The 21,229-nt window shown below is 64.9% G+C and carries 19 protein-coding genes; 3 read left to right on the top strand and 16 right to left on the bottom strand.

The genetic code is table 11. The features are described from left to right. Nucleotides 1-22: 22 nt before the first annotated feature. The 5 genes from QF040_RS18435 to QF040_RS18415 are packed head-to-tail and all read right to left on the bottom strand — an operon-like array spanning nt 23 to nt 4,634. On the bottom strand, nt 23-1,024 hold the full coding sequence (locus QF040_RS18435; RefSeq protein ID WP_429612264.1) for a branched-chain amino acid ABC transporter permease: 1,002 nt from the start codon (nt 1,022-1,024) through the stop codon (nt 23-25). Next, a complete protein-coding gene (locus QF040_RS18430) occupies nt 1,021-1,887 on the bottom strand; it encodes a branched-chain amino acid ABC transporter permease (protein WP_429612263.1) in 867 nt (288 codons plus the stop codon). The genes QF040_RS18435 and QF040_RS18430 overlap by 4 nt, the downstream gene beginning before the upstream one ends. A gap of 1 nt (nt 1,888) precedes the next feature. Next, the gene (locus QF040_RS18425; RefSeq protein WP_429612262.1) at nt 1,889-2,581 is read right to left on the bottom strand and encodes an ABC transporter ATP-binding protein; all 693 of its coding nucleotides are present in this window, start codon (nt 2,579-2,581) and stop codon (nt 1,889-1,891) included. Then, on the bottom strand, nt 2,568-3,311 hold the full coding sequence (locus QF040_RS18420) for an ABC transporter ATP-binding protein (protein WP_429612261.1): 744 nt from the start codon (nt 3,309-3,311) through the stop codon (nt 2,568-2,570). The genes QF040_RS18425 and QF040_RS18420 overlap by 14 nt, the downstream gene beginning before the upstream one ends. 9 nt (nt 3,312-3,320) lie before the next feature. Then, nucleotides 3,321-4,634, bottom strand: a complete 1,314-nt coding sequence (locus QF040_RS18415; RefSeq protein WP_429612260.1) for an ABC transporter substrate-binding protein — start codon at nt 4,632-4,634, stop codon at nt 3,321-3,323. 270 nt (nt 4,635-4,904) lie between these two features. Between QF040_RS18415 and QF040_RS18410 the strand changes: the two genes are divergently transcribed. Next, nucleotides 4,905-5,885, top strand: coding sequence for a helix-turn-helix domain-containing protein (locus QF040_RS18410; protein WP_429612259.1), 981 nt, complete (start codon nt 4,905-4,907; stop codon nt 5,883-5,885). A 4-nt stretch (nt 5,886-5,889) separates the two neighbouring features. Here QF040_RS18410 and QF040_RS18405 read toward each other — a convergent pair whose 3' ends face one another. The 7 genes from QF040_RS18405 to mdlC form a co-directional block, all read right to left on the bottom strand. Beyond that, entirely contained in the window at nt 5,890-7,020 is a 1,131-nt protein-coding gene (locus QF040_RS18405) for an alpha-hydroxy acid oxidase (RefSeq protein ID WP_429612258.1), read from the bottom strand. A gap of 47 nt (nt 7,021-7,067) precedes the next feature. Further along, nucleotides 7,068-7,991, bottom strand: a complete 924-nt coding sequence (locus QF040_RS18400) for a ketopantoate reductase family protein (RefSeq protein WP_429612257.1) — start codon at nt 7,989-7,991, stop codon at nt 7,068-7,070. Continuing rightward, entirely contained in the window at nt 7,988-9,484 is a 1,497-nt protein-coding gene (gene iaaH, locus QF040_RS18395; RefSeq protein ID WP_429614672.1) for an indoleacetamide hydrolase, read from the bottom strand. The genes QF040_RS18400 and iaaH overlap by 4 nt, the downstream gene beginning before the upstream one ends. Before the next feature lie 267 nt (nt 9,485-9,751). Next, nucleotides 9,752-10,942 carry a 4-hydroxybenzoate 3-monooxygenase gene (gene pobA / locus QF040_RS18390; protein WP_429614671.1) on the bottom strand — a complete coding sequence of 397 codons (1,191 nt, stop codon included), beginning with the start codon at nt 10,940-10,942 and terminating at the stop codon, nt 9,752-9,754. Between the two features lie 11 nt (nt 10,943-10,953). After that, nucleotides 10,954-11,916: a Bug family tripartite tricarboxylate transporter substrate binding protein gene (locus QF040_RS18385; protein ID WP_429612256.1), complete on the bottom strand. Its 963-nt coding sequence runs from the start codon at nt 11,914-11,916 to the stop codon at nt 10,954-10,956. Nucleotides 11,917-12,038: 122 nt separating this feature from the next. Continuing rightward, nucleotides 12,039-13,487, bottom strand: a complete 1,449-nt coding sequence (locus tag QF040_RS18380; RefSeq protein WP_429614670.1) for an aldehyde dehydrogenase — start codon at nt 13,485-13,487, stop codon at nt 12,039-12,041. A gap of 67 nt (nt 13,488-13,554) precedes the next feature. Then, nucleotides 13,555-15,180 (bottom strand): benzoylformate decarboxylase, encoded by a 1,626-nt coding sequence (mdlC, locus tag QF040_RS18375; RefSeq protein ID WP_429612255.1) that lies wholly within the window; start codon nt 15,178-15,180, stop codon nt 13,555-13,557. A 116-nt stretch (nt 15,181-15,296) separates the two neighbouring features. Between mdlC and QF040_RS18370 the strand changes: the two genes are divergently transcribed. Both QF040_RS18370 and QF040_RS18365 read left to right on the top strand, forming a co-directional pair. Then, complete coding sequence (locus tag QF040_RS18370; RefSeq protein WP_429612254.1) at nt 15,297-16,199, top strand: LysR family transcriptional regulator; 903 nt, start codon at nt 15,297-15,299, stop codon at nt 16,197-16,199. After that, nucleotides 16,196-16,528 carry a hypothetical protein gene (locus QF040_RS18365; protein WP_429612253.1) on the top strand — a complete coding sequence of 111 codons (333 nt, stop codon included), beginning with the start codon at nt 16,196-16,198 and terminating at the stop codon, nt 16,526-16,528. Before QF040_RS18370 ends, QF040_RS18365 begins: the two co-directional genes overlap by 4 nt. A 540-nt stretch (nt 16,529-17,068) precedes the next feature. On the opposite strand, the gene QF040_RS18360 is transcribed toward QF040_RS18365, so the two are convergent. From QF040_RS18360 to QF040_RS18345, 4 genes are read right to left on the bottom strand one after another with little or no spacing between them, the layout of a single operon-like run. After that, a complete protein-coding gene (locus tag QF040_RS18360; protein WP_429612252.1) occupies nt 17,069-17,935 on the bottom strand; it encodes a Crp/Fnr family transcriptional regulator in 867 nt (288 codons plus the stop codon). Then, nucleotides 17,932-19,077 (bottom strand): SLC13 family permease, encoded by a 1,146-nt coding sequence (locus tag QF040_RS18355; protein WP_429614669.1) that lies wholly within the window; start codon nt 19,075-19,077, stop codon nt 17,932-17,934. The genes QF040_RS18360 and QF040_RS18355 overlap by 4 nt, the downstream gene beginning before the upstream one ends. A 23-nt stretch (nt 19,078-19,100) precedes the next feature. Continuing rightward, complete coding sequence (locus QF040_RS18350) at nt 19,101-20,381, bottom strand: MFS transporter (RefSeq protein WP_429612251.1); 1,281 nt, start codon at nt 20,379-20,381, stop codon at nt 19,101-19,103. Between the two features lie 19 nt (nt 20,382-20,400). After that, on the bottom strand, nt 20,401-21,219 hold the full coding sequence (locus tag QF040_RS18345; RefSeq protein WP_429612250.1) for a hypothetical protein: 819 nt from the start codon (nt 21,217-21,219) through the stop codon (nt 20,401-20,403). Between the last annotated feature and the right edge of the window lie 10 nt (nt 21,220-21,229).

Genomic DNA, 21,229 nt, shown 5'->3' with positions numbered 1-21,229 from the left:
ACTGAAGTAAGGGGAGACGAGGTCAGCGGCGAGGCATGTCGCGCCGCACGCCAAAAGGATCGATGGCCCATCGCCGGGTGACGAGGCTCCAGGCGCCGCCAGGGGCGAACACCATGGTGGCGATGGCCAGCGAGCCGAGGCCGATGAAGTACCAGGAGCCGTAGCTGGCGAAAGACTCGCGCAAGAGAAAGTAGAGGATCGTTCCCAGGATCGGGCCTTCCAGTGTTCCGATACCGCCCAGGACTGCAATGAAGATGGCTGCAGCGGACCAGTTCAACGAGAAGCTCGCATCCGGCGTCACCTGCAGCGTGTTCATGTAGGCCACGGCTCCCGCGAGCCCCGTGATGGATCCCGCGATGACCCAGAGCGCAAGCTTGGCTCGCTGGATCGAAACGCCGGATGCGGCCGCCGCGGCCTCCGAATCCCTCACGCTCATCAGCGCCAGGCCCAGCTTGCCCCTGAGCATCAGGCGGGCGACAAAGAGTGCGCCAACGCCAGTGACCAGCGCCGACCAATAGACACCCGCGTTGCGTGTCCAGCGATCGAAGCTTGCGAGTGCCTCGAGCGGCATGCCGCCGCCGGCTCCGAGCCATTCGCTGTTGAGCGTCAGGATTCGCAGCATCTCCGCGAGCACCCACGTTCCCACCGCAAAGTGGGCGCCGCTGAGCCGGAACATCGGCAGTGCGCTCAGCAGTGCGAAAAGCGCGGTCGCCGCCGCTGCCAGCGGCAGCATCAACCACGGGTTGATTCCCAGCCTGTTGGAAAGGGCGAACAAAGCGTAGGCCCCCACGCCGACGAACATCTGGTGCCCCACGACGATGAGCCCGCCGTAGCCTGCGAGCAGATTCCAGGCAAGGGCCATCGCAAAGACGGTGAAGATTTCTACAAGGAGACGCTGCGTTGCGAAGCTCGTGAACCACGGCGCCAAAGCCAAGGCACCCACCACGACGAGCAAGGCGACGCCAACTACCGCACGCCGCGCTTTACCGGACCGTGCCCCGTCCATCCATGCGACCGAGTTCATCGGGAACCCTTTCCAAAAAGCCCTTGTGGACGCGCCAGCAGCGCAATCAAGAAGACCAGGTGTCCAAAGAAGGGGCCAAGGCCCGACGACACCTTGGCACCAAGAAGCTGCGCCACGCCGATGATCAAGCCACCAACGAACGTGCCCCAGACATTGCCGAGGCCGCCGAGCACGACGGCCTCGAACGAGTAAAGAAGCCGCTCAGGGCCCGCCGTCGGGGAAAACGGCGTCCTGATGCCGTACATCACAGAGGCCAGCGCGATCACGGCGAGGACAAAGCCGGTGACCAGCGCGAAGAAGTTGCGGTCATTGACGCCAACGAGACGCGCGGTGCCGGGATCGTCCGCCACGGCACGCGCCTGCCGACCCAGATGCGAGTGACCTATCAGCCAACTGGTGCCCGCAAAGATGGCTACGCTGATCAATGTCGAGGCGAGCGGCAGCAGGCCTATCGACACGCCACCCAGATCGAAGCCCCGCAAGGCAAACTCGCCGGCCTGGAGACTGCGCGTATCGGCCGTATAGACCTCCTGCAGGACGTTCTGCACGACGATCGAGAGGCCGAACGTCAGCAGCAGCGGCGAAAGCGCGCCCCTGCCGACCACGCGGTTGAGCAACACCCGTTGCAGCACATAGCCGATGACGAACATCATGGGAACCACGGCGAGCAACGAGAGAAACGGACCGACGCCCAAGAGCTGCATCGCGGTGCTGCACAAATAAGCCCCCAGGACGATCAGATCGCCGTGCGCGATGTTGATCATCTTCATGACGCCGAGGCTCAGGCTGAGGCCCAGTCCGAAAAGGGCGTAGAGCGCACCGAGCATCAGCCCACCTGCGATGGTCTCGATAAATGCTTGCATGTCAGATTCCAAAGTAGGCTTGGGCAACTTGCGCATGGTCCGCGTGCTCGGACGTTCCTTCCAGCACCACGCGCCCCTTCTGGATGCAATAGAAGCGATCGGATTCGGAAAGCGCGCGCTTGACGTTCTGCTCCACCAGCACGACGGCCAGGCCATCGCTTCGGGCCCGTCCCAGGAGTTCGTAAACCTCGTTGACGGCAACCGGAGAGAGGCCCAGCGAGATCTCGTCGCACAGCAGATAGCCGGGGTTGCAGACCAGCGCGCGCGAGAGCGCCACGAGTTGCTGCTGACCACCCGACAAGGCTGTCGCCGGGCGGTGCTGAAACGCTTCCATCACCGGAAACTCCTTCATCAGGCGCTCGATGGTCCATGGCCCCTTGCGTCCGTTGCGCATGGCCAACTGAAGGTTTTCGCGAACCGTCAGGCTGGGAAACAACCGTCGGCCTTCCGGCACCAGTGCGATGCCGCGATCGAGCTGCTTGCGCTCCGGGTCGCCGCCCACGGGCCGGCCGTCGAGCAGAACCCCGTCGGGGCGTGCGCGGACCGAGCCGACGATCGAACGAAGCAGCGTCGATTTGCCCGCACCGTTCGATCCGATCAAGGACACTGTCTCTCCCGGCTTGACCTCGAAGGTGAGACCGAACAACGCCTGGAAGAGGCCGTAGTACGCATCGAGCCGTTCAGTGCGCAGCACGGTCCACCTCCTCGCCGATGTCGGAGCCCAGGTATGTGTCCCGCACGGTCTGGTCGTCCATGACCGACCGGGGATCGCCATCGCAGATGACGGCACCGCTTGCAAGCACCACAAGACGATCCGCCGCCGAAACCAGGGCGTGCACCAGATGCTCGATCCACAGAACGGTGACACCGCTCTGATGAATCGTGACGATCAGCTGCAGCAGCTGCTGCATCTCGCCGTCGGTCAGCCCTCCGGCCACCTCGTCGAGCAGCAACAGGCGTGGCTGCGTGGCGATCGCACGCGCAAGCTCGAGGCGTTTTCTCTGAAGCAGCGTGAGCGTGCCTGCCAGCTTGTTCGCCACGGGAGCGAGGCCGCAGCGTTCGATCGCGTCCACCGCCAATGCCTGTGCGGCACTCCCGTTCCCGCTGCTGCCGAAGGTCGCGGCGACCAACGCGTTTTCGTAGGCCGTCATGCCTTCGAACGGCTGCGGAATCTGGAAGGTGCGCCCGATGCCCGCGCGGCACCGCTGCGCCGCGTCCAGCGTGGTGACGTCCAGGCCGTCGAGAAGCACGCTGCCGCTGTCGCAGCGCGTGCTTCCGGAAATGAGCCCGAACATGGTGCTCTTGCCTGCGCCGTTGGGACCGATCACGCCGATGAATTCGCCCTCCGCGACGGAAAGCGAGAGCTTCGGGATGACGACCATGTCGCCGTAGCGCTTGGTCGCGTCGCGCAGTTCAAGCAGCATGGCAGTTCCTCAGGCGAGCTTCAGGAGTTCGAACTTGCGCTGCACGGGAATCTCCGGCGCCGTCCTGTTGTTCGTGATGAAGAGCTCCGGCTTGCCTGCGGCGTTCACTCGCCATTGCCCCCCGACGACGCGTATCTTGGAGACGTTCTTGATGCCGCTCGATGCGAAGTCGAGCTTGCCGATGATGGTGTCGTGTTTCATCACGCGCACGGCGTTGGCCACCTTGACCGGGTCCTTGGGGTCGCCGCTGGCCCTGAGCACCTGGATTCCTGCTTCGAACAGCGCGTGAACGACACCCAATGGCTGCGTCCACTCGCGCTTCGTAGCGGCGGTATAGGCATCGGCAAACTGCCTGGCCGTCTGGCCGGTGAGGCTCGACTTGAACGGGTAGGCAGGCGTCCACCAGATCTCGGTCGACATGCCGTCGGCACGCGGACCGAGTGCAGCGACCCCGCCGGGGAAGAGCAAGGCCTTGGCCACGGTCGCGACCTTCGGCTTGAAATTCATCTGCGCGGACTGCTTGACGAACGAAGCCCACTCGGGCGGATTGAACAGGCCGGTGACGATCTCTACGTTGTCTTTCTTGAAGGCCTGGATGTAGGAGGAAAAGTCGTCGGCACCGGCGGGGAACCGGCCGATGTCCACGATCTTGTAGCCGGCCTTGGCGAAGGCCCCGGGCATGCCGAGCTTCATGTCGCCCATGGCATTGCCCGGCACGTCGTTGCTGAAGACCGATCCGACGACCTTGTTCGACGGCACGCCGGACCAGATGTCCAGGTACACGTCGGCGATGTCTTCAAGGCCCCAGAAGAAGTGGAAGACGCTCTTGAAGCCCTTGGCCGGATCGCCCTTCAGCGGGAACAGCCACGCCTGCCACGGACCTACCGTCGAGATGCAGGGAACGCCGTTGAGCTCGCATTGCTGCGATGCGTTGGGACCGATCGACACCTGCGCCAGCATGAGGTCGATGTTCTCCTTGTTGATGAGTTCGGCCGCCAGGTTGGACTGCCGGTCCGGGCTGCTCTGGTCGTCGCGCGCCAGGATCTCGACCTTGTATTTCTTGCCGCCGACGGTCAGCCCGTCCGCAAGCGACTTGCGCACCTGATCGAGGATGAAGTCATCGGCCTCGGCGAACGGCGAGAAGGGACCCGTCTTCGGGCTGATGTAGCCGATCTTGATCGTGTCCTTGTCGGCCGCCCAAGCCGAACTGGCCTGGCCAAGGGCCGCTACCGCGCCGAGCGCCGCCGCGCCGCGAAGCAATTGGCGGCGGTTGCCAGCAAGGCCTGTGTCGCCGGCGTTCGGCATGTGAGTCGATGTCTTCAAGGTGCGCTCCGTTGCGGTTACAGCCCTCCGCGAAGGCCTGCCCAACTTTCCTTTTTTCCGGCACGCGCGACTTTGTTGGCCCGGCCGGAAAAGTTGACTGGAACGGCCCTTCGCAGGGGCTGCAGATGCGCTCCGCCGAGGAGTGACCTAGGGTTTTCTTGGCATCAACCTTGCATGATTTCAATCAGACTCCGGACATCCGGATCAATGCACCAGGCCTGCGTTGCCCGGGCACCGAGCAAGTGCAACGTCAGCCCCAGGCGGGCCGCCATGTCCACCTCAACTGCCACCTCGATCCTCGCTTCCACTGCCGACTTCGATCACCACGACAAATTCGGCTATTGGCAGGACGTCGTGTGCCGTGCATTGGTCGATCTCGAGTGCAGGCCGATGGACGGAATGGCCTTCGAGGCGTCCGTCAGGGGATCGCATCTCGAAGGGTTGAGCGTTGCCCAGATCGAAGCTTCAGCGCACCGCGTCGCCCGCCGGCCTTCGGCCATATCGCGTTCCGGAGAAGAGTCGCTGATCTTCAACTTCGTGCTCTCGGGCACAGCCTTGGCGGAGCAGGACGGAAGAAGCGTTGTGTTGAGGGCCGGCGATGGCGCCGTCTGCGACGCTCAGCGTCCTTATTCGCTCAGATTCGACGACGCGTTCAAGCTCATCACGATCAAGCTTGCGCGATCGGCCATCGCACACCGGGCCGCGAGCATTCATCGCATCACAGCGAGAAGCCTGGCGGAATCGAGCCAGATGTGCCCGATCCTCTTCGGGTACCTGGTCAGCTTCAACAAGCAGGCCTCGCTTCTCGAACCGGCCGCGTCGGAAAAGGTGGTCAGGAACTTCACCGAACTGCTGGCTGCCGCCCTGGACGAGGTCATCCTGGCTTCACCACTTCCGCTCTCGGAATACCGGGCCACCGCATTGATGCGCGTGAGGGATTTCGTGGAGCGCCATCTCGACGTGTGCGAACTTGGCACATCGATGGTGAGCACTGCGCTGAATCTGTCGCCGCGCTATATCAACAAGTTGTTCGAAGCCGAGAACACTTCCTTGACGCGGTATATCTGGCGCCGGCGTCTGGAACGTGCAGCATCCGATCTGCAGGATCCGACGCGCGCCGGTCTCGGTATCTCCGCGATCGCGATGGCACACGGCTTCAACGATCTGAGCCACTTCAGCCGGGCATTCCGGCAACGGTTCGACCTGTCGCCCCGCGCGTACCGCGCAAGCGGCGCCGCCTCGACCGCCTGAGGCCTCAACGCCCGCCCAGCGAGCCGGGCAGATCGCGCACTGTTGTCGCGCCGAGCAGGGTCATGCTGCGGACAAGTTCGTCGGCCAGGATTTTCAGGACGGCTGCCGCGCCCTGTTGCCCGCCCACCGCCAAGCCGTAAAGCGTGGGCCGGCCCACGAACACAGCCGTCGCACCCAGGGCCAAGGCCTTTGCGACGTCGCCACCACGACGAATTCCGCCGTCCATGAACACGGGGAGGCGTCCGTCGACGGCACGCACGACACGCGGCAGCGCCGAGATCGCCGAAGGAGATGCATCGTTCTGGCGACCACCATGGTTCGACACGATCAGGCCGTCGATGCCGTGGTCGAGCGCCATGCGTGCGTCGTCCGCATGGAGCACACCCTTGAGAAGGAGAGGCCCCTTCCACAGTCCACGAAGCCACGCCAGGGATTCCCAGACGAGCGACCGGTCCATGGCGCGGGCCAGCAACGCTGCCTGCATGCTGGTCGAACCCGCGCCGCTTCCGGACGGCGTCAGATTGGCGAAGTTCGGTGCGCCCCGCCGGGCCATCCGGAGCGACCAACTGGGGTGACTCACCAGGTCCCAGGCCAGGCGGGGCGTGGGCCGGAACGGCATGCGGAATCCGTTGCGCAGGTCGCGCTCGCGGTTGCCGCTGACGGGAACGTCCACGGTCAGCACCAGCGCCTGGTAATCGTCCTTCTGGGCACGCTCGACGATCTGGCTCGCCATCTCGCGGTGCATGACGTACAGCTGCATCCACTGCATGCCGCCCGGAGCGGCTGCGCGCACATCCTCCAGGCGCATGTTGGAGGCGGTCGACAGTGAAAAAGGAATGCCTGCAGCGGCGGCCGCGCCCGCCAGCAGGCGGTCGCCCTTGGGCCGAACCAGGCCGTTGAGCCCGGTAGGCGCAATGCCGAAAGGCAATGCCCATTTCCGGCCGAAGACCTCGACCGACGTATCGACCTGCGTGGTGTCGCGCAACACGCGCGGCGTGAGTTCGATCGACGACAGATCGCCTGCGTTTCGCCGCATGCAATGTCCATCGTCGGCAGATCCTTCGATGTAGTCATAGACGAATCGCGGCAGCACCGAGCGGGCTCGGCGCCGATAGTCTTCGATGTTCAACAGCATGAGAGTTACCCAAGGGTCCAGTGAGCGTGTCTTGTATCGATGCGGCGTCAGGCGTTGGCGCGCATTTCCGCGAGGCGCACGAGCGACAGCAATGTCTCCGTGACAGGCAGTTTGATGCGCAGGCGATCGGCTGCTGCCACGACCGCGCCGTTGATGCTCTCGACCTCGGTGCGGCGGCCTGCCAGGATGTCCTGCAGCATGGATGGCTTGTGGCCGATGTGTTGCGCGATGGCGCTCGCCACGTTGGCTTGGCATCTGGCAGGGTCCACGTCGATGCCCATCCGCAATGCGACGGACAGCACTTCCGTGACGACGTCGTTTGCAAGGCGACTGCCGTCGGGTACCTTGCCGAGTTCATCGACCGTGCATCCGGATACAGCGCAGATGCTGTTCAGTGCGGCGTTGAACGCGACCTTCTCCCAGATCGCCGCCCACACGGTGCCGTCCGAGGTGCAATCGAGCCCGGCTCTCGTGAGCATTTCGGACACTTGGGCAACGAAGGGTCGATCGATTCCATCGGACGCCATGAGCCGCACGACGCCCTTGCCGTGCGAATGCACGTGGCCGGGGCCGACCATGTCCGCCGGCCACGTGGTGACACCGATCAGGATGCGCTCCGGTGACGCGAACCCGGCGATCTTCTCGACATTGCCCAAGCCGTTCTGCAGCGACAGCACATGCACGCCCGGTCCGATCAGATGCCGCACCCCCGACAGGGCCGCACTGGTGTGCAGCGTCTTGGTGAACACCAGGAGCAGATCAGGAAGATCGGCGGCTTCTTCCGGCCTTAGAGCCTTGAGCGCCGTGACCTGCCGGTCTCCGCTGTCGGTGGCCAGCCGAAGCCCCTTGGCGCGGATGGCTCCGATGTGCGCGTCGTTCACGTCGATCAGCGTGACTTCGTTGCCTGATTCGGCGAGCAAGCCACCGAACAGGGACCCCATGGCGCCTGCGCCGACGATCGAGATTTTCACGATGGCTTCATCTGTGAGGTGGTTGGCGGTGGCAACACACCGAGCAAGGTTTCCATGGACATCCCGATCCCGACCAGCTTGCGGTCGCTGCCAAGGGGCCCATCGATCGCCAATCCGACCGGCAGACCCGCGGGGGTCAGACCTGCCGGCAAGGTAATGCCGGGGATCCCGGTCGTGCTGCCAGGGTCGGTGTTGCGGATCGTGGTGCCGAACGTGTCGACGAGCGCGCCGCCATTGACCGAAATCTTCGAAGATCCGTTCACCGGATCGATCACGGGAGCCGGCACGATCGTGGTCGGGAAAATCATTCCATCCAACCGGTTGTCCGCGAAATAGCGGGCATAGAGCGCTTGCATGCGCGGGCGATGGATCCTGATTGCAGCGTCGTATTCGGCGCCGGCGGCATCGCTCAGCACGGCGCCCATGGCGCCCTTGACATCGGGACTTGCGACTTTGGCGCCGACGTCTGCCAGCGTGATTCCTTTTGCGCCGGTTGCGGCAAGGTACTTCGGGATGTCTTCGTGCGCTTCATGCAAAGCAATCGGGAACGCCGCCTTGCTGTTGAGCTCGGCCAGACCCACCGTGTCGACATCGACCAGGACGATGCCGGCCGAGAGCAATCGCGCCTTCGCGCGCTCCATGACTGCGGCCACCTGCAGGTCCATGCCCGACCAGAAGCTTGCCGGGACACCCAGACGCAAGCCAGACAGAGGCACCGGTGTCGCAACGGGCGACCCGCTCATGACGGCGTCGAGCAGCGCGACGTCTTGCATCGTCCGGGCTATCGGCCCGATCGTGTCGCGCGTGTGGCTGATCGGGAGAACACCGGTACCGTCGTAGCGCCGGTCCGGACCCCCGTTTCCTACCGAAGGACGCAGGCCGGCCAGTCCACAGAACGATGCCGGGATTCGCACCGAGCCACCGGTGTCGGTGCCCAGGCCGGCCGGCGCGATCCGCGCGGCGACCGCGGCTCCCGTGCCACCTGAAGAGCCGCCAGGTACGCGCGCGGTGTCGTAGGGGTTGCGCGCAATGCCCGCGAACGCGGAGAGGTTCGTGTTGGTGGCGCCGAATGCAAGCTCGTGCATGTTCGCCTTGCCGAGCACGATGACGCCCGCATCCAGGAGCTTCTGGAGGGTCGGTGCATTGGCGGTGGGGCGAAGCTCGCGCAGCGCGAGTGTTCCCCCCGTGGTCGGCAGGTCGCTTGTGTTGATGTTGTCCTTGACCACGATCGGCAAGCCCGCCAGCGGCGGCAGCTTCTCGCCACGGGCGCGCTTGGCATCCACGGCCTTCGCCGCCGCGAGGGCCCCGGCCTTGTTCAGCGTGATGAGGCTGTTGAGATGGGAGAACTCTTCGGCTTGGGCAACAAGCGTTGTCACATACGCCTCGGCTGAAAGTCGACCGGTGCTGATGGCCTCCACCGCCTGCGACGCTGTCAAACCAAGTTGATCGGCCTTGGACAGACCGCCGAGCGATGTGGAAGCGCAACCACTCATAACGCCGCCCAGCAACGAGGAGGCTGTGACGGCGCTGGAAACTTTCAGAAAGCCTCGACGTGAAGATTCAATGGACATGGGACACCTATGGAAGTTGATGGACGGAAACCTGGAAGTACTCACGAGCGCTCGGCATTGCCTGGCGCTCAGGGTGTGCAGCGCCAACGATTGGCTGCCGCCGAAAAGCCAGCGTTCCGGGAGAGGTGCTCTCCGGGGCCTTCCCCGACCTTCGATTGCTTCCGCCTCTTGATGGCGGTCGTGCACGAATCAGTCGACGGGTTCGTCGAAGGGCAGCCCGACGTAGTTCTCCGCCAAGGCGGTCGATGCAGCGCGCGAGCCCGTGACGTAGTCGAGTTCCGCGATCTGCACCTTGTGCTGGAAGTCATCGGCACCCGGGAAGCGATGCAGCATCGAGGTCATCCACCAGGAGAAGCGCTGTGCCTTCCAGATGCGTCGCAGCGCGGTGTCGCTGTAGCGTTCGAGAAGGTCTTCCCGGCCTGACTTGTAGAACTCCGCGAAAGCACGAGCAAGAACCCGCACGTCGGCTACCGCCAGGTTCAACCCTTTTGCGCCCGTTGGAGGGACCACATGCGCGGCATCCCCCGCCAGGAAAAGACGGCCGTACTGCATCGGCTCGGTCACGAAGCTGCGCATCCCGACAACGGTCTTGCTGAAGATCTCTCCTTCCATGGGAGCCCAGCCGTCGCGAGTTGCCAGGCGCGCGCGGAGCTCGCTCCAGATGCGGTCGTCCGACCAGTTCTCGATCTTGTCCGTCGGCTCGCATTGAAGGTACATGCGCTGCACTTCGGGCGAACGGGTGCTGACGAGCGCAAAGCCGCGGTCGCTCAGTGCGTAGATCAGCTCGTCGGACGAGGGCGGCGCCTTGCAGAGGATGCCAAGCCAGCCGAACGGATAGAGGCGCTCGAAGCCCTTCAACACGCCTTGTGGAATCGAGGGCCGGCTGACGCCTTGCGTGCCGTCGCAGCCGGCAACGAAATCGGCCTCTATGGTTTGCAGTTCGCCACCGGGCTGCCGAGAGCGAACGCTCGGCGACGTGGATTCCAGTCCATGCAGGCTCACATCCGAGACTTCGAACCGGATGTCGCCGCCCGAAGCCAGGCGCGCTTCCACCAGATCCTTGATGACCTCGTGCTGTGCGTAGACCATCACGGCCTTGCCGCCGGTCAGCTCCGGAAAATCGATGCGGCGATCAATGCCGTCGAAACGCAGGATCGTTCCTTCATGCCGAAAGCCCTCGCGTTCCATGCGAGCGCCCACACCGATCTGTTTCATGAGATCGACGGTGCCCTGCTCCAGCACGCCCGCGCGGATCGTGGCCTCGATCGCCTCGCGGCTGCGCGTCTCCAGGACGATCGACTCGATGCCCTGGAGGTGGAGGATGTGGGAGAGCATTAGCCCTGCAGGGCCTGCTCCGATGATTGCGACTTGCGTTTTCATGACCTGGGCCTTCAGTCGAGGCGGATCTGGTTCTTGCGGATCACCGCGCCCCATCGGTCGCGCTCCGCACGCACGTAAGAAGTCATCTGCTCCGGCGTACCCGGCAATGCTTCGAGCGACAACGTTTCCAGCCGCGCCTTCACCGGCGTGGAGGCGAGCGCGGCCTGCAGCGTTTTGCTGAGGGCGGCGATGGTCTCGGGCGGGGTTCCCTTGGGAACGACCAGGCCCTGCCAGGCAGACGCATCGAAACCGGTCAGCCCCTGCTCGGAGAGCGTCGGAATGTCGGGGAAGTTCTTCAGGCGGTCCTTGCTGGCCACGCCAAGCGCCTTGAGCTTGCCCGACATCACGTACTGCTGGACCGTGGCGCTGTCCATGAGCGCGAAGGGAACCTGGCCGCCCACGAGGTCGATGACCGCCGGTGCGCCGCCGCGATAGGCCACATGCTGCAGCGCGAGACCGGTGCGTTCCTTGAACAGCTCAGCGGCCAGGTGCTGGGGACTGCCGGCACCCGCCGATGCGAAGTTCGCACCGTTCGGGTTGGCTTTGGCCCACGCGATGAACTCTTTCAGGTTGTTGGCCGGGTTGCTCGGATGAACGACAAGCAAGAGCGGAAAGCGTGCAAGCATGCCGACCGGCATGAAGTCCCTCTCCGCGTCGTAGGGCAGCTTGGCGAACAGCGCGGGATTGGCCGCCAGCGTGGCGAAGTCGGCGGTGAACATGATGTTCCCGTAGTCCCTGGATTTCGCAACGTAGTCAGCGGCGATGTTGGTTGCGGCGCCAGGCTTGTTGTTAACGATGATCGTGCGCTTCAACGACTTGCCCATCTCCTCGGCAATCGTTCGTGCCACGGTGTCGGAGCCGCCGCCAGCGGCATAGCCGACAACCCATTCGATCGGCTTTTGATCTTGTGCAAGTGCGACGAAAGGCGCGGCGCCCAGGCCGATCAGGGTGCAGGCGAGAAGCCGGCGGCTCATTGAGCAAAACTTCATTTCTTGTCTCCAGTTTTAAAAAATCGGGATGCAGCGGCTCGTTCACCTCGGCGCATCGCCGAAGTGACATGGCGTCCGACAAGGACGCTTGTGCGTTTGTGCGTTGCCTAGAAGGGGTATTGGCGCGGCGTGGTCTGCACGGTCAGCCAACGCAGTTCGGTGAAGGCGTCCACGCCGGCCTTTCCGCCGAAGCGGCCGATACCGCTGCCCTTGACGCCACCGAACGGCATCTGTGCTTCGTCGTGGACCGTGGGTCCATTCACATGGCAGATGCCTGACTCGATGCGCCCTGCCACCTGAATGGCTCGCGCCACATCCCGACCGAACACCGCGGCCGCAAGGCCGTACTCGTTGTCGTTGGCGCAGGCAATGGCCGCTTCGACACCTCTGACGCGAACGATGCCTTTCACGGGGCCAAAAGCTTCCTCCCGGAAGATGCGCATTTCCGACGTGACGTGATCGAGCAGCGTCGCGGGCATCAGCGTGTCTTTCGCCCTTCCGCCGGTGACGAGCGTGGCGCCCTTGGAAAGCGCATCGTCGATCAGCGCGTTGCAGCGGTTGACCGTGCCCATGTCCACCACCGAACCAAGCACGACGGGTCCCAGCCGCGGGTCACCCAGCGGAAGACTCGCGGCCCTTGCACCGAGCTTGGCGACGAATTCATCGGCGATGCTTTCGTCGACCACGACGCGTTCGGTCGACATGCAGATCTGCCCGGAATTGGCGAATGCACCGAACACCGCTGCGTTGACGGCGGCGTCGACGTCGGCATCGTCCAGGATGACCAGGGGGGCCTTGCCGCCGAGTTCGAGCACAACGGGCTTGAGGTACTTGGCACAGGTGGCGGCGATGAGCTTGCCGACGTGGGTCGAACCCGTGAAATTGACGCGTCGGACGGCAGGGTGCGCCACCATCGCTTCGACGACCGCAGCGGCGTCGGCAGGCGCGTTGGTCACGAAGTTCACCACGCCCTTGGGGAAGCCGGCCTCTTGCAGCGCCTCGACGATCAGCCCATGCGTGGCTGGGCAGATTTCGCTGCCCTTGAGAACGACGGTATTGCCGCAAGCCAGGGGCGTCGCGATGGCACGCACGGCCAGGATCACGGGCGCGTTCCAGGGCGCAATGCCCAGAACGACGCCGGCCGGCTGCCGCACGGCCATCGCCAGATTGCCCGGTACGTCCGAAGGGATGACTTCGCCGCTGATCTGGGTCGTGAGCGACGCGGCCTCCAGCAGCATGCCTGCCGCCAGGTGGACGTTGAAGCCTGCCCAGATTGCCGATGCGCCCGTCTCGGCCGCGACGACTGCGGCGAAGGCCTCTGCCTTGGCTTCCAGCGCGTGCGAAGCCTTCATGAGCAGCGCGCGGCGTTCGCCGGGCCCGGTGGTCGACCAGGTCTTGAAGGCCTCGGCCGCGGCATCCACTGCGGCAACGGCGTCTTCCGTCGTGGCGGCGGGTGCGGTCGTTGCCACGCTGCCGTCCAGGGGGTTGCGCCGCTCAAAGGTTGCGCCGTTGCGAGCGTTCGTGGGCTCGCCATTGATCAACATCGAAATCTTCATCGGCTTGTCTCCGTAGGGTGGTTTGAAAGAATGCGTCGGCCGTTGGAACCGGAGCGATTGGCTGGGGTCAGGCGACCCGGACCTCCACGACGCATGGCGTGTCACTGGACAAGCCCTGGTCGAGTGCCTTGCGCAGATCGGCCGGATCGGTCACGCGCAATGCCGCGCATCCCATCCCTTTGGCCAGCGACTGGAAGTCGAGGTCGGGGAGTTCGGTGCCCTGCACGACATCGGTGGGCGAAAAGCCAAATACCGGTGCGAAGTCCTGGAGTGCGGCGTAGCGCCGGTTGTTCAGGATCACGAAGGTGATCGGCAGCTTGTTCTGCGCCGCGCTCCAAAGCGCCTGGATGGAGTACATGCTGGATCCGTCACCGATCAGGCAGATGACCCGGCTTCCCGGTTTGCCCAAGGCAACGCCCACGGACGCGGGCATGCCGTAGCCAAGGCCGCCGCTGTCCATCGTGTAGAAGGTTTCGCTGCGCGTGAAGGGCAGACAGGCCTGCATCACCGGCCTTGCGCTCGGCGCCTCTTCGACCACAATGTCTTCCGGCCTTCTTGCTTCGGCGAGCGTCTGGAGCACATAGGCCACCGACATCAAAGGCGTCGGCTCTGCGCGCGGCGCGGCCTTTCTCGCGAGGGGAAGCGGACGGGTCTTCTTCGGCGGCAGGGCCAGCAGGTCGAGCACGCCCAACCGGATGCTGCCGACTGCCGAGATGCCGACAGGCGCCCAGGCGGCCGTATCGGGATCCTCGGTCAACTGGCAGAGGGCTGCGCCGGCAGGCACATGGGGTCCCGCGCCTTCGACGTGATAAGCGAAGGCCGGCGCGCCGATGGCCAGGATGAGATCGTGGCCGTCGAGTAATTCGACGATCCGCTCGCGCATTGCCGGAAGGAAGCCGGCGAACAAGCGATGGTCTTCCGGAAAGCTGCAGCGCCCGGACATCGGAGCGACCCACACGCGTGCGTTGTGGGCCTCTGCCAGTGCGACGACTTCGTTCCACGCGCCGTCCCGGTCGGCTGCAGCGCCCACCACGAATGCCGGGCGCTCGCTTGCTTCCAGCGCGGCCGAAATCCGGGCAATCAGTTCGGGCTCCGCACGCATTCGGGTGCTCACGACCCGGGTCGGAACCAACTCTGCGCGTTGGTCCCAGTCGTCGACGGGCACCGAAACCAGGACCGGACCGCAAGGCGGCATCATGGCCAGGTAGTAGGCCCGGGCGATCGCAAGCGGCACGTCTTCTGCACGGGCGGGCTCGATGCTCCATTTGACATAGGGCTTCGGCAGTTCGGTCGCCTGGGCCGAAGACAGGAACGGGTCGAAGGGAAGGATCGAACGCGCCTGCTGCCCGGCCGTGATCACCATGGGCGTGCGGTTCTTGTAGGCGGTGAAGATGTTGCCCATGGCGTTGCCCACGCCGGCCGCCGAGTGAAGGTTCACGAACGCAGCGTTTCGAGTCGCCTGCGCGTAGCCGTCTGCCATGCCGACCACGCAGGCTTCCTGCAGACCGAGGATGTAGCGGAAGTCGCTCGGGAAGTCGCGGAACATCGGAAGCTCGGTCGACCCCGGATTCGCGAACACGGAGGTCATCCCCAAGCGGCGCATCAAGTCGAACACGGCCTCGCGGACGGTGATGGTGTTTGTTGCGGGCGGCGTGGCCTTTGCGACGACGGCGTGCGGTACGGGTGCGGTCATTTCGTGCTCTCCTGCTGTGCACCGCGAACTCGCAATGCTGTCTCGATGGCGGGAGTGTGAAACCGCACACCCATCTTGAAAATTGCCTTTTCGAGAGAAAGTCATTACCGTTGTGCATGACTTTCGATCTGCAACAGCTCGTCGCTTTCAACGCCATCGTGTCGTCGGGCAGCCTTGGGCGAGCGGCCGATGCGCTGAACATCACTCAGCCTGCGCTGAGCCGCACGATTCGCAGATTGGAGGAGCAAGCCGGTGCACCGCTGTTCGAGCGCCATTCGAAGGGGATGCAGCTCACCGATGTGGGCCGCGCGCTGCAGCCGCATGCACTGCTGCTGCAGCGTGAATCGGAGCACGCGAGCGAGAACATCAAGGCCATGCTCGGGCTGGCGAAGGGCACCATCCGCGTCGGTGCAGTCGGGAGCATCGCTTGCCTTGTGCTTCCCTTGGCCATCGGCCGGACTTGCAAGAAGTGGCCGAACCTTCAGGTTCAGATCATCGAAGGCGTGTGGGATCGGCTGGCGGACGCGCTCGTCTCGCACGAGATCGACCTGGCGCTCGGGGTCGACACCGAGGACACGGGCGAGATCGTCGCCGTCAAGGACTGCCGATGGGAAGACACCAGCTACGTCGTCGCGGGCCGCCACCACCCCCTGCGCAAGAAACCGAAGCTGAAGCTGTCAGACACGCTGGCCGAGCGCTGGGCGATCCTTCCAAAGGGAACCGGACCCTTCGAGCACATGAAGAGCGTGTTTGCGCGGCAGAACCTTGCGCTGCCCAACGTGGTCGTCGAGACCCGTTCGGTGATGGCGCTCAAGAGCTTGATCGGCCACTCGGGTTTTCTTGGGTGGATGCCGGCACCGATGTACGACGCGGAGCGAAAGGCCGGGCTGATCGATGCCTTGAACATCCCCGGCGCAAGCGACAAGAGAATCCTGACGGCTTTCAGGAGGCGGGCGGGCATGCTGCCGGAGCCCTCGACCAAGCTTCTCGAGGAGCTTCGTAGGCTGACATCGGCATGATGAAGCGTCATCAACACGCAGTGCGAACACTCGCACAAACGCCAAAGGCGATGCCGACTGCCGCTGTCTTCGACCCGCCGCCACTATCGGCTGCGCTCTTCTTCTTCTTCTTCTTCTTCTTCGTGGCGGGGCGCATCAGCTGGATTCTTGAGGGCTTATCTCGCGTCGCTCAAGTTCTGAAGGAATACCGCCGCGATCATGGCGGCCGCTCGAGCGTCTTCGGCGATGTCCTCCAGGCGCAATCGAGACCCGTTTTCCCGGCGAAGTTCGATCGTGTATCGCAGAACAAGATCTCGGTCGGTCCTGAAAGAAGGGCTGCTTTCCAATAGCCAGTGATTCACTTCCGAGCGAGATGCGAGACAGAACAATGCACTTACCGGACAGGCCGCGCGATATTCTTCGCCTGTCTGAAAGTGCAGGTTGAATCGACAAGGGATCGTGTCGTGATCTGACGGGCGTGACGACCAGGCGGCTTCATAGTCGGTCGATACACCCACTGACCGGCCTTGCGGTCTCGAGTTGCTTATCTGCATGGAAGTGATCTGGATGCGTTTTGACGCAATGAAACACAATGCATAAGAACCTGACTATAAATTTCGAAGGCGGCACCCGGGTTGGGCATTGCGTTGTTTCTCAATGCACTTGTGATGCAGGACACACATCCGGGTGGTTGCGGTGACGCCTGTCGGGAAATTCGAAGAACGGATGAGACTTCTTGAAATTGGGCTTCCGACGATCCGGGCTTGCGCATCTAACCAGAGGCTGTTCGATGTCGATTCGTTGGATGGCAGTTGCGATCTGAGGTCTCGCAAGTTGCATGGAAGGCCTGATCCTCTCGCGTTGAACTGCTTCGACGCTGACGCCTTGTCCTAGGCATCGTCGGGCAGCGTGGAGGGAGGCGCATTTCTGGGATCCATTCGAAGATATACAGCGTGATCGTCTTTCCACAGCAAGCCACGTAGCTCCAGGCTGCGCATGGTCTTATTGACGATTTCGCGCGAAAGTGCTGCGTACGAGGCAATCACTTCCTGCGAGATTCTCTTGTCGTAGCCTCCTTGGCGAGCCGGTGCCAAAGAGGTGAGTTCATGAAGAACGCGGGTGATCAGCGGTTCCGACGAAAGTGACGAGACGCGGTGCAGATGGAGGCGAAGGTTCGAGATGCGGTTGGTGATGAGTGCGAGAAATTCGAAGGCCACCGAGGGATGTCTTCTGCAAATTTCCCAGATGTCCTCCGCCGGAATGAAATAGACGGAAGCGGGCAAGGCTGCGACGAGCGCCGCAGTGGTGTGCGGTCCCGCGTCGCTCGTCTCGAGGGCCAGGCAGAAATCTCCTTCGCGAATGAAGTCGGTTGTGACATCGTCGTCCACCACCACCCGAAGCAGGCCGGCGGCTACCAGACAGATCTGCCCAGTCCGCTCACCCCTTACGGCGACGGTTTCGCCACGCCGATATGTTTTTCGTTCGCTGCGGCTTATCAGTAGCTCTCGTTCGGACGCCGGAAGGTCTTTGAGGAGGCTGTGTAGATACATGAGGGTTAAAAAATCGTTGCGGAACGCGTGCTTGATCAGCTGCCAGGGGTTCCAAGGGCATCGCCGGCTGGAACTGCGGATGTGGTGTCTGCACGGATTGCTCGTGAGTGCGCAAGGCGATCTGTCATCGGGATGCGCTCGCCGCGGGAGGCCGCAGGCGCTTTGAATGAGAGATCGATCGGCGTTGATGGCGAGCCGGCAGTTCATGGCACTTGCAGCCGCAGCAGCAGCGCCGAGGCCGCGCACACGATCAGGAACGGAATGCTGATGCGGTGGAACTCGCGCAGCCCGTTCGGCAGCTTGGCGAGCCGCAGTGCGATCAGGTTGGCGAGCGATCCCAGCACGCAGCCGAAGCCACCCACGCTCACCCCGGCCGCCAGCGCGGGCAGGTCGCGCACGTGGCCGTCCAGCAGGATGGCGGCCGGCACGTTGCTGATGAACTGCGAAGTGACGATGGCCGCGAGGTAGGCGCGCCATCCCTCGGTGATCGGCCAGTGGCCCAGCAGCGCGGTGATGGCGGGCAGCTCGGCGAGTTGGCGCAGGTCCACGAACATCAACGCGATGATCGCGAGCAATGCCCAGTCGATGCCGCGCAGCACGCGCGGATACGTCACCAGGAACACACCGAACACCACGCCAAGGCCCGCCAGCAGCCAGTCCCGGTCGAGCGCGATCACGAAGCCGATGAACAGCACGCCCGCCAGCGCCAGCAGGCGCGGCTGCACCGGTGCCGCCTCGGCCGCGGGCTTGAGCGCGATGGGCGTGCGCGGCACCAGCAGCCACACGGCCACGAAGAGCCAGAACAGCATCACCGCCACCGTCGGCCCCATCATCCCCATGAAGGCGAAGAAGCTCTCGCCCGAGCGATGCCAGAGATAGAGGTTCTGCGGATTGCCGATCGGCGTGAGGGCGGAGCCCGCATTCACCGCCAGCGCCTCCAGCACCACGAGCCGCGCGAGCGGCAGGTGCGCCTGATTGGCGAGCACGCGCGTCAGCGGCACCAGGAGGAACAGGCTCACGTCGTTGGTCACCAGCGCCGAGAGCAAAGCCGCGCTCGCGGTCAGCAGCATTGCGAGGCTGCGCTGGTTGTGGGTGCGCGCGAGCAGGCGCTGCGCGGCCGCCTGCAGCATGCCGCTCTTCTCCACGCCCTGCGTGATGGCCAGCAGCCCGGCGAGCGCGCCCACCGTCTGCCAGTCGACCAGTTGCAGCCAGTCCATCGGCGCGCGCGGGCGCAGGAACGCAAACAGCACCGCGACCGCGACCAGCACCCACAAAAGGCCGTTGCCGCCGCCCTGTTCTTCGGACGGCGCCGTTTCGCTGCCGGCAGGAGCGAATGAAGAGGAAGGCATTGATGCCGGCGCGGTGTCCTTGGTCATGGCACCACAGCGTTCAATGCACCGGCCGATGCCGCGCCCGCCACCGCATGGCGGCGGTCGCGCGTCTCCGGCATCGCGAATGCGAACAGCATGAGCGCACAGGCCGCAATGCCAGCCAGCAGCACGAAGGCCGTGCCGTAGCCCGCCATGTGCGCAACCGTACCGCCCACGAGATTGCTCAGCGCCGCGCCCAGCCCCACGCAGGCTGCGCCGATGCCCAGCGCGAAATTGAAGTGGCCGCTGCCGCGGGTAAGGTCGCCGATCATCAGCGTCAGCATCACGCCGAAGATGCCCGCGCCCAGGCCGTCGAGCACCTGTAGCGACAGAAGCGCGGTCGGGCTGTCGGCCAGCAGGTACAGCAGCCCGCGCACCGGCAGCACAGCGAAACCCACCAGGAAGATCGGCTTGCGCGCCAGCCGCGGCGCCCAGCGCCCGACCGCCAGTGCGATCGGAATGGTGACCAGCTGCGTGACGATGACACCGCCCGACAGCCACAGCGCGGACGACGTGCCGGCCTGCGTGCCCACCTTCTGCGCCACGAGCGTGAGCATCGCCGCGTTGGCCAGATGGAAGAGGAAGGCGCAGCCCAGCAGCACCATGAGGCGGTGGTCGTACCAGCGGCCGGGAGAGGGCGCCAAGACGACCGCCGTGTCGGCATCCACACCGGCATCGGTGTCGGCACCGCGCGCCAGCCGCTGATCGACGTCGCGGTTGCGGATCAGCATCGCCGCGGCCATGGTCGGCAGCGCCATCGTCACCGCATAGAAAAACATCGCATGCGGACCGAACGCATGACCGACCCAGCCGGTGCCCAGCGCCCACAGCACCGTGCCGGCCGCGGTGATCGCGGCATTGCGCCCGATCCGCGCGTCCAGCCCGGCGCGGCCCACCATGCCCAGGCTGGTGGCCGCGATGGCGGGCGCCACCAGCGTGCCCGCCGCGCCGATGAGCGACTGGCCCGCCAGGATCACGCCATAGCCCGGCCAGTTCGCCATGGCCACGAGGCATGCCGCGATGAGCGCGATGGCGCCCGCGATCCAGCGCGGCTTGTGTCGCACGCTGTCGATCAGCGCGCCGGCGGGCGCCTGCACCACGAGTCCCACCAGCGCCGAGACGAACATCACGGTGCCGATGCGCTGCGGGTCCCACGCCAGCGTGCCGGCCATGAAAACGATCAGGAAAGGTCCGACGCCGCCCTGTATGTCCGGTGCGAAGAAGGCCAGCGCGTCGAGGGCGCGCAGGCTGCGGCGCGACGGTGCAGGGGCAGCGGTGTGCATGGTGGAGCGGTCCGGCGGATCAGGAGGCCGGCAGCGGGGGCGGCGGCGCCATCAGCGGCGTGGGCGGCGCAGGCGGCACGCGCGACGCGAGGCCGGCACCCCTCGGGCCCCGCGGTGCGCCGGGACCGCGCGGTCCGGGCTCCAGCCCCGGTCCGCTGAACACGTCGTGCAGCGAGTCCGCGGTCTGGCCGAGGCTGCTGGCTTCGAGCGCCGTGCCCTGTGCGCCGCGCGTTCCCCAGCCGCGCGCCTGGAACTGCGCGCCCGGTTGCAGCTGCGCGCCGTACATCGCGCCGATGTGCGGCGGAAAGCGAACGATGGTCTTGTCCGCAAGCACCACGCCGTGTACGTCGCCGCGGTCGGTGTACAGCAGGCGCTCGATGCGTCCGCCCGCCGACATGGCGCTCAGTGCGCCTGGCTCGCGCAGGGCCGGGGCCATGCCGGGCGCCGGCGGCTGGTCGGTCAGGCTGCGGCCGTTGGCGACCAGCGCCTGCATGCGCATCACCGGCACGTCGAGCGCACGCCAGCCGCTGACCTGCACCGTGTCGCCAGGCTTGAGCATCTGCATTGCCGCTGCCGAGAGGTGAGGCGGAAAAGCGACTTGCGTGCCGTCGGCCAGCAGCAGGCCGTCGGCGTCGCCGTTCGGGTTGAGGAGCCATTGCTGCACAGGGCCGGTGGCCACCGTGCCGGCCTGGGGTGCGCCGATGGACGCGGCACCGCGAACGCCGGGCGGCGCTGGAGGCAGCGGCCCGTCCGGCGGTGGCGGCACCTGGGCGAAGGCGAGGGTGGTGCTGCCCGCCAGCAAGCAGGCAGTGGCGAAGAAAGTGAGGCGGGATGTCATGGACGGCTCC

The organism is Variovorax sp. W2I14 (assembly GCF_050435205.1).
GTDB lineage: Bacteria > Pseudomonadota > Gammaproteobacteria > Burkholderiales > Burkholderiaceae_C > Variovorax > Variovorax paradoxus_C.
This window is presented reverse-complemented; position numbering and strand designations above follow the sequence as displayed.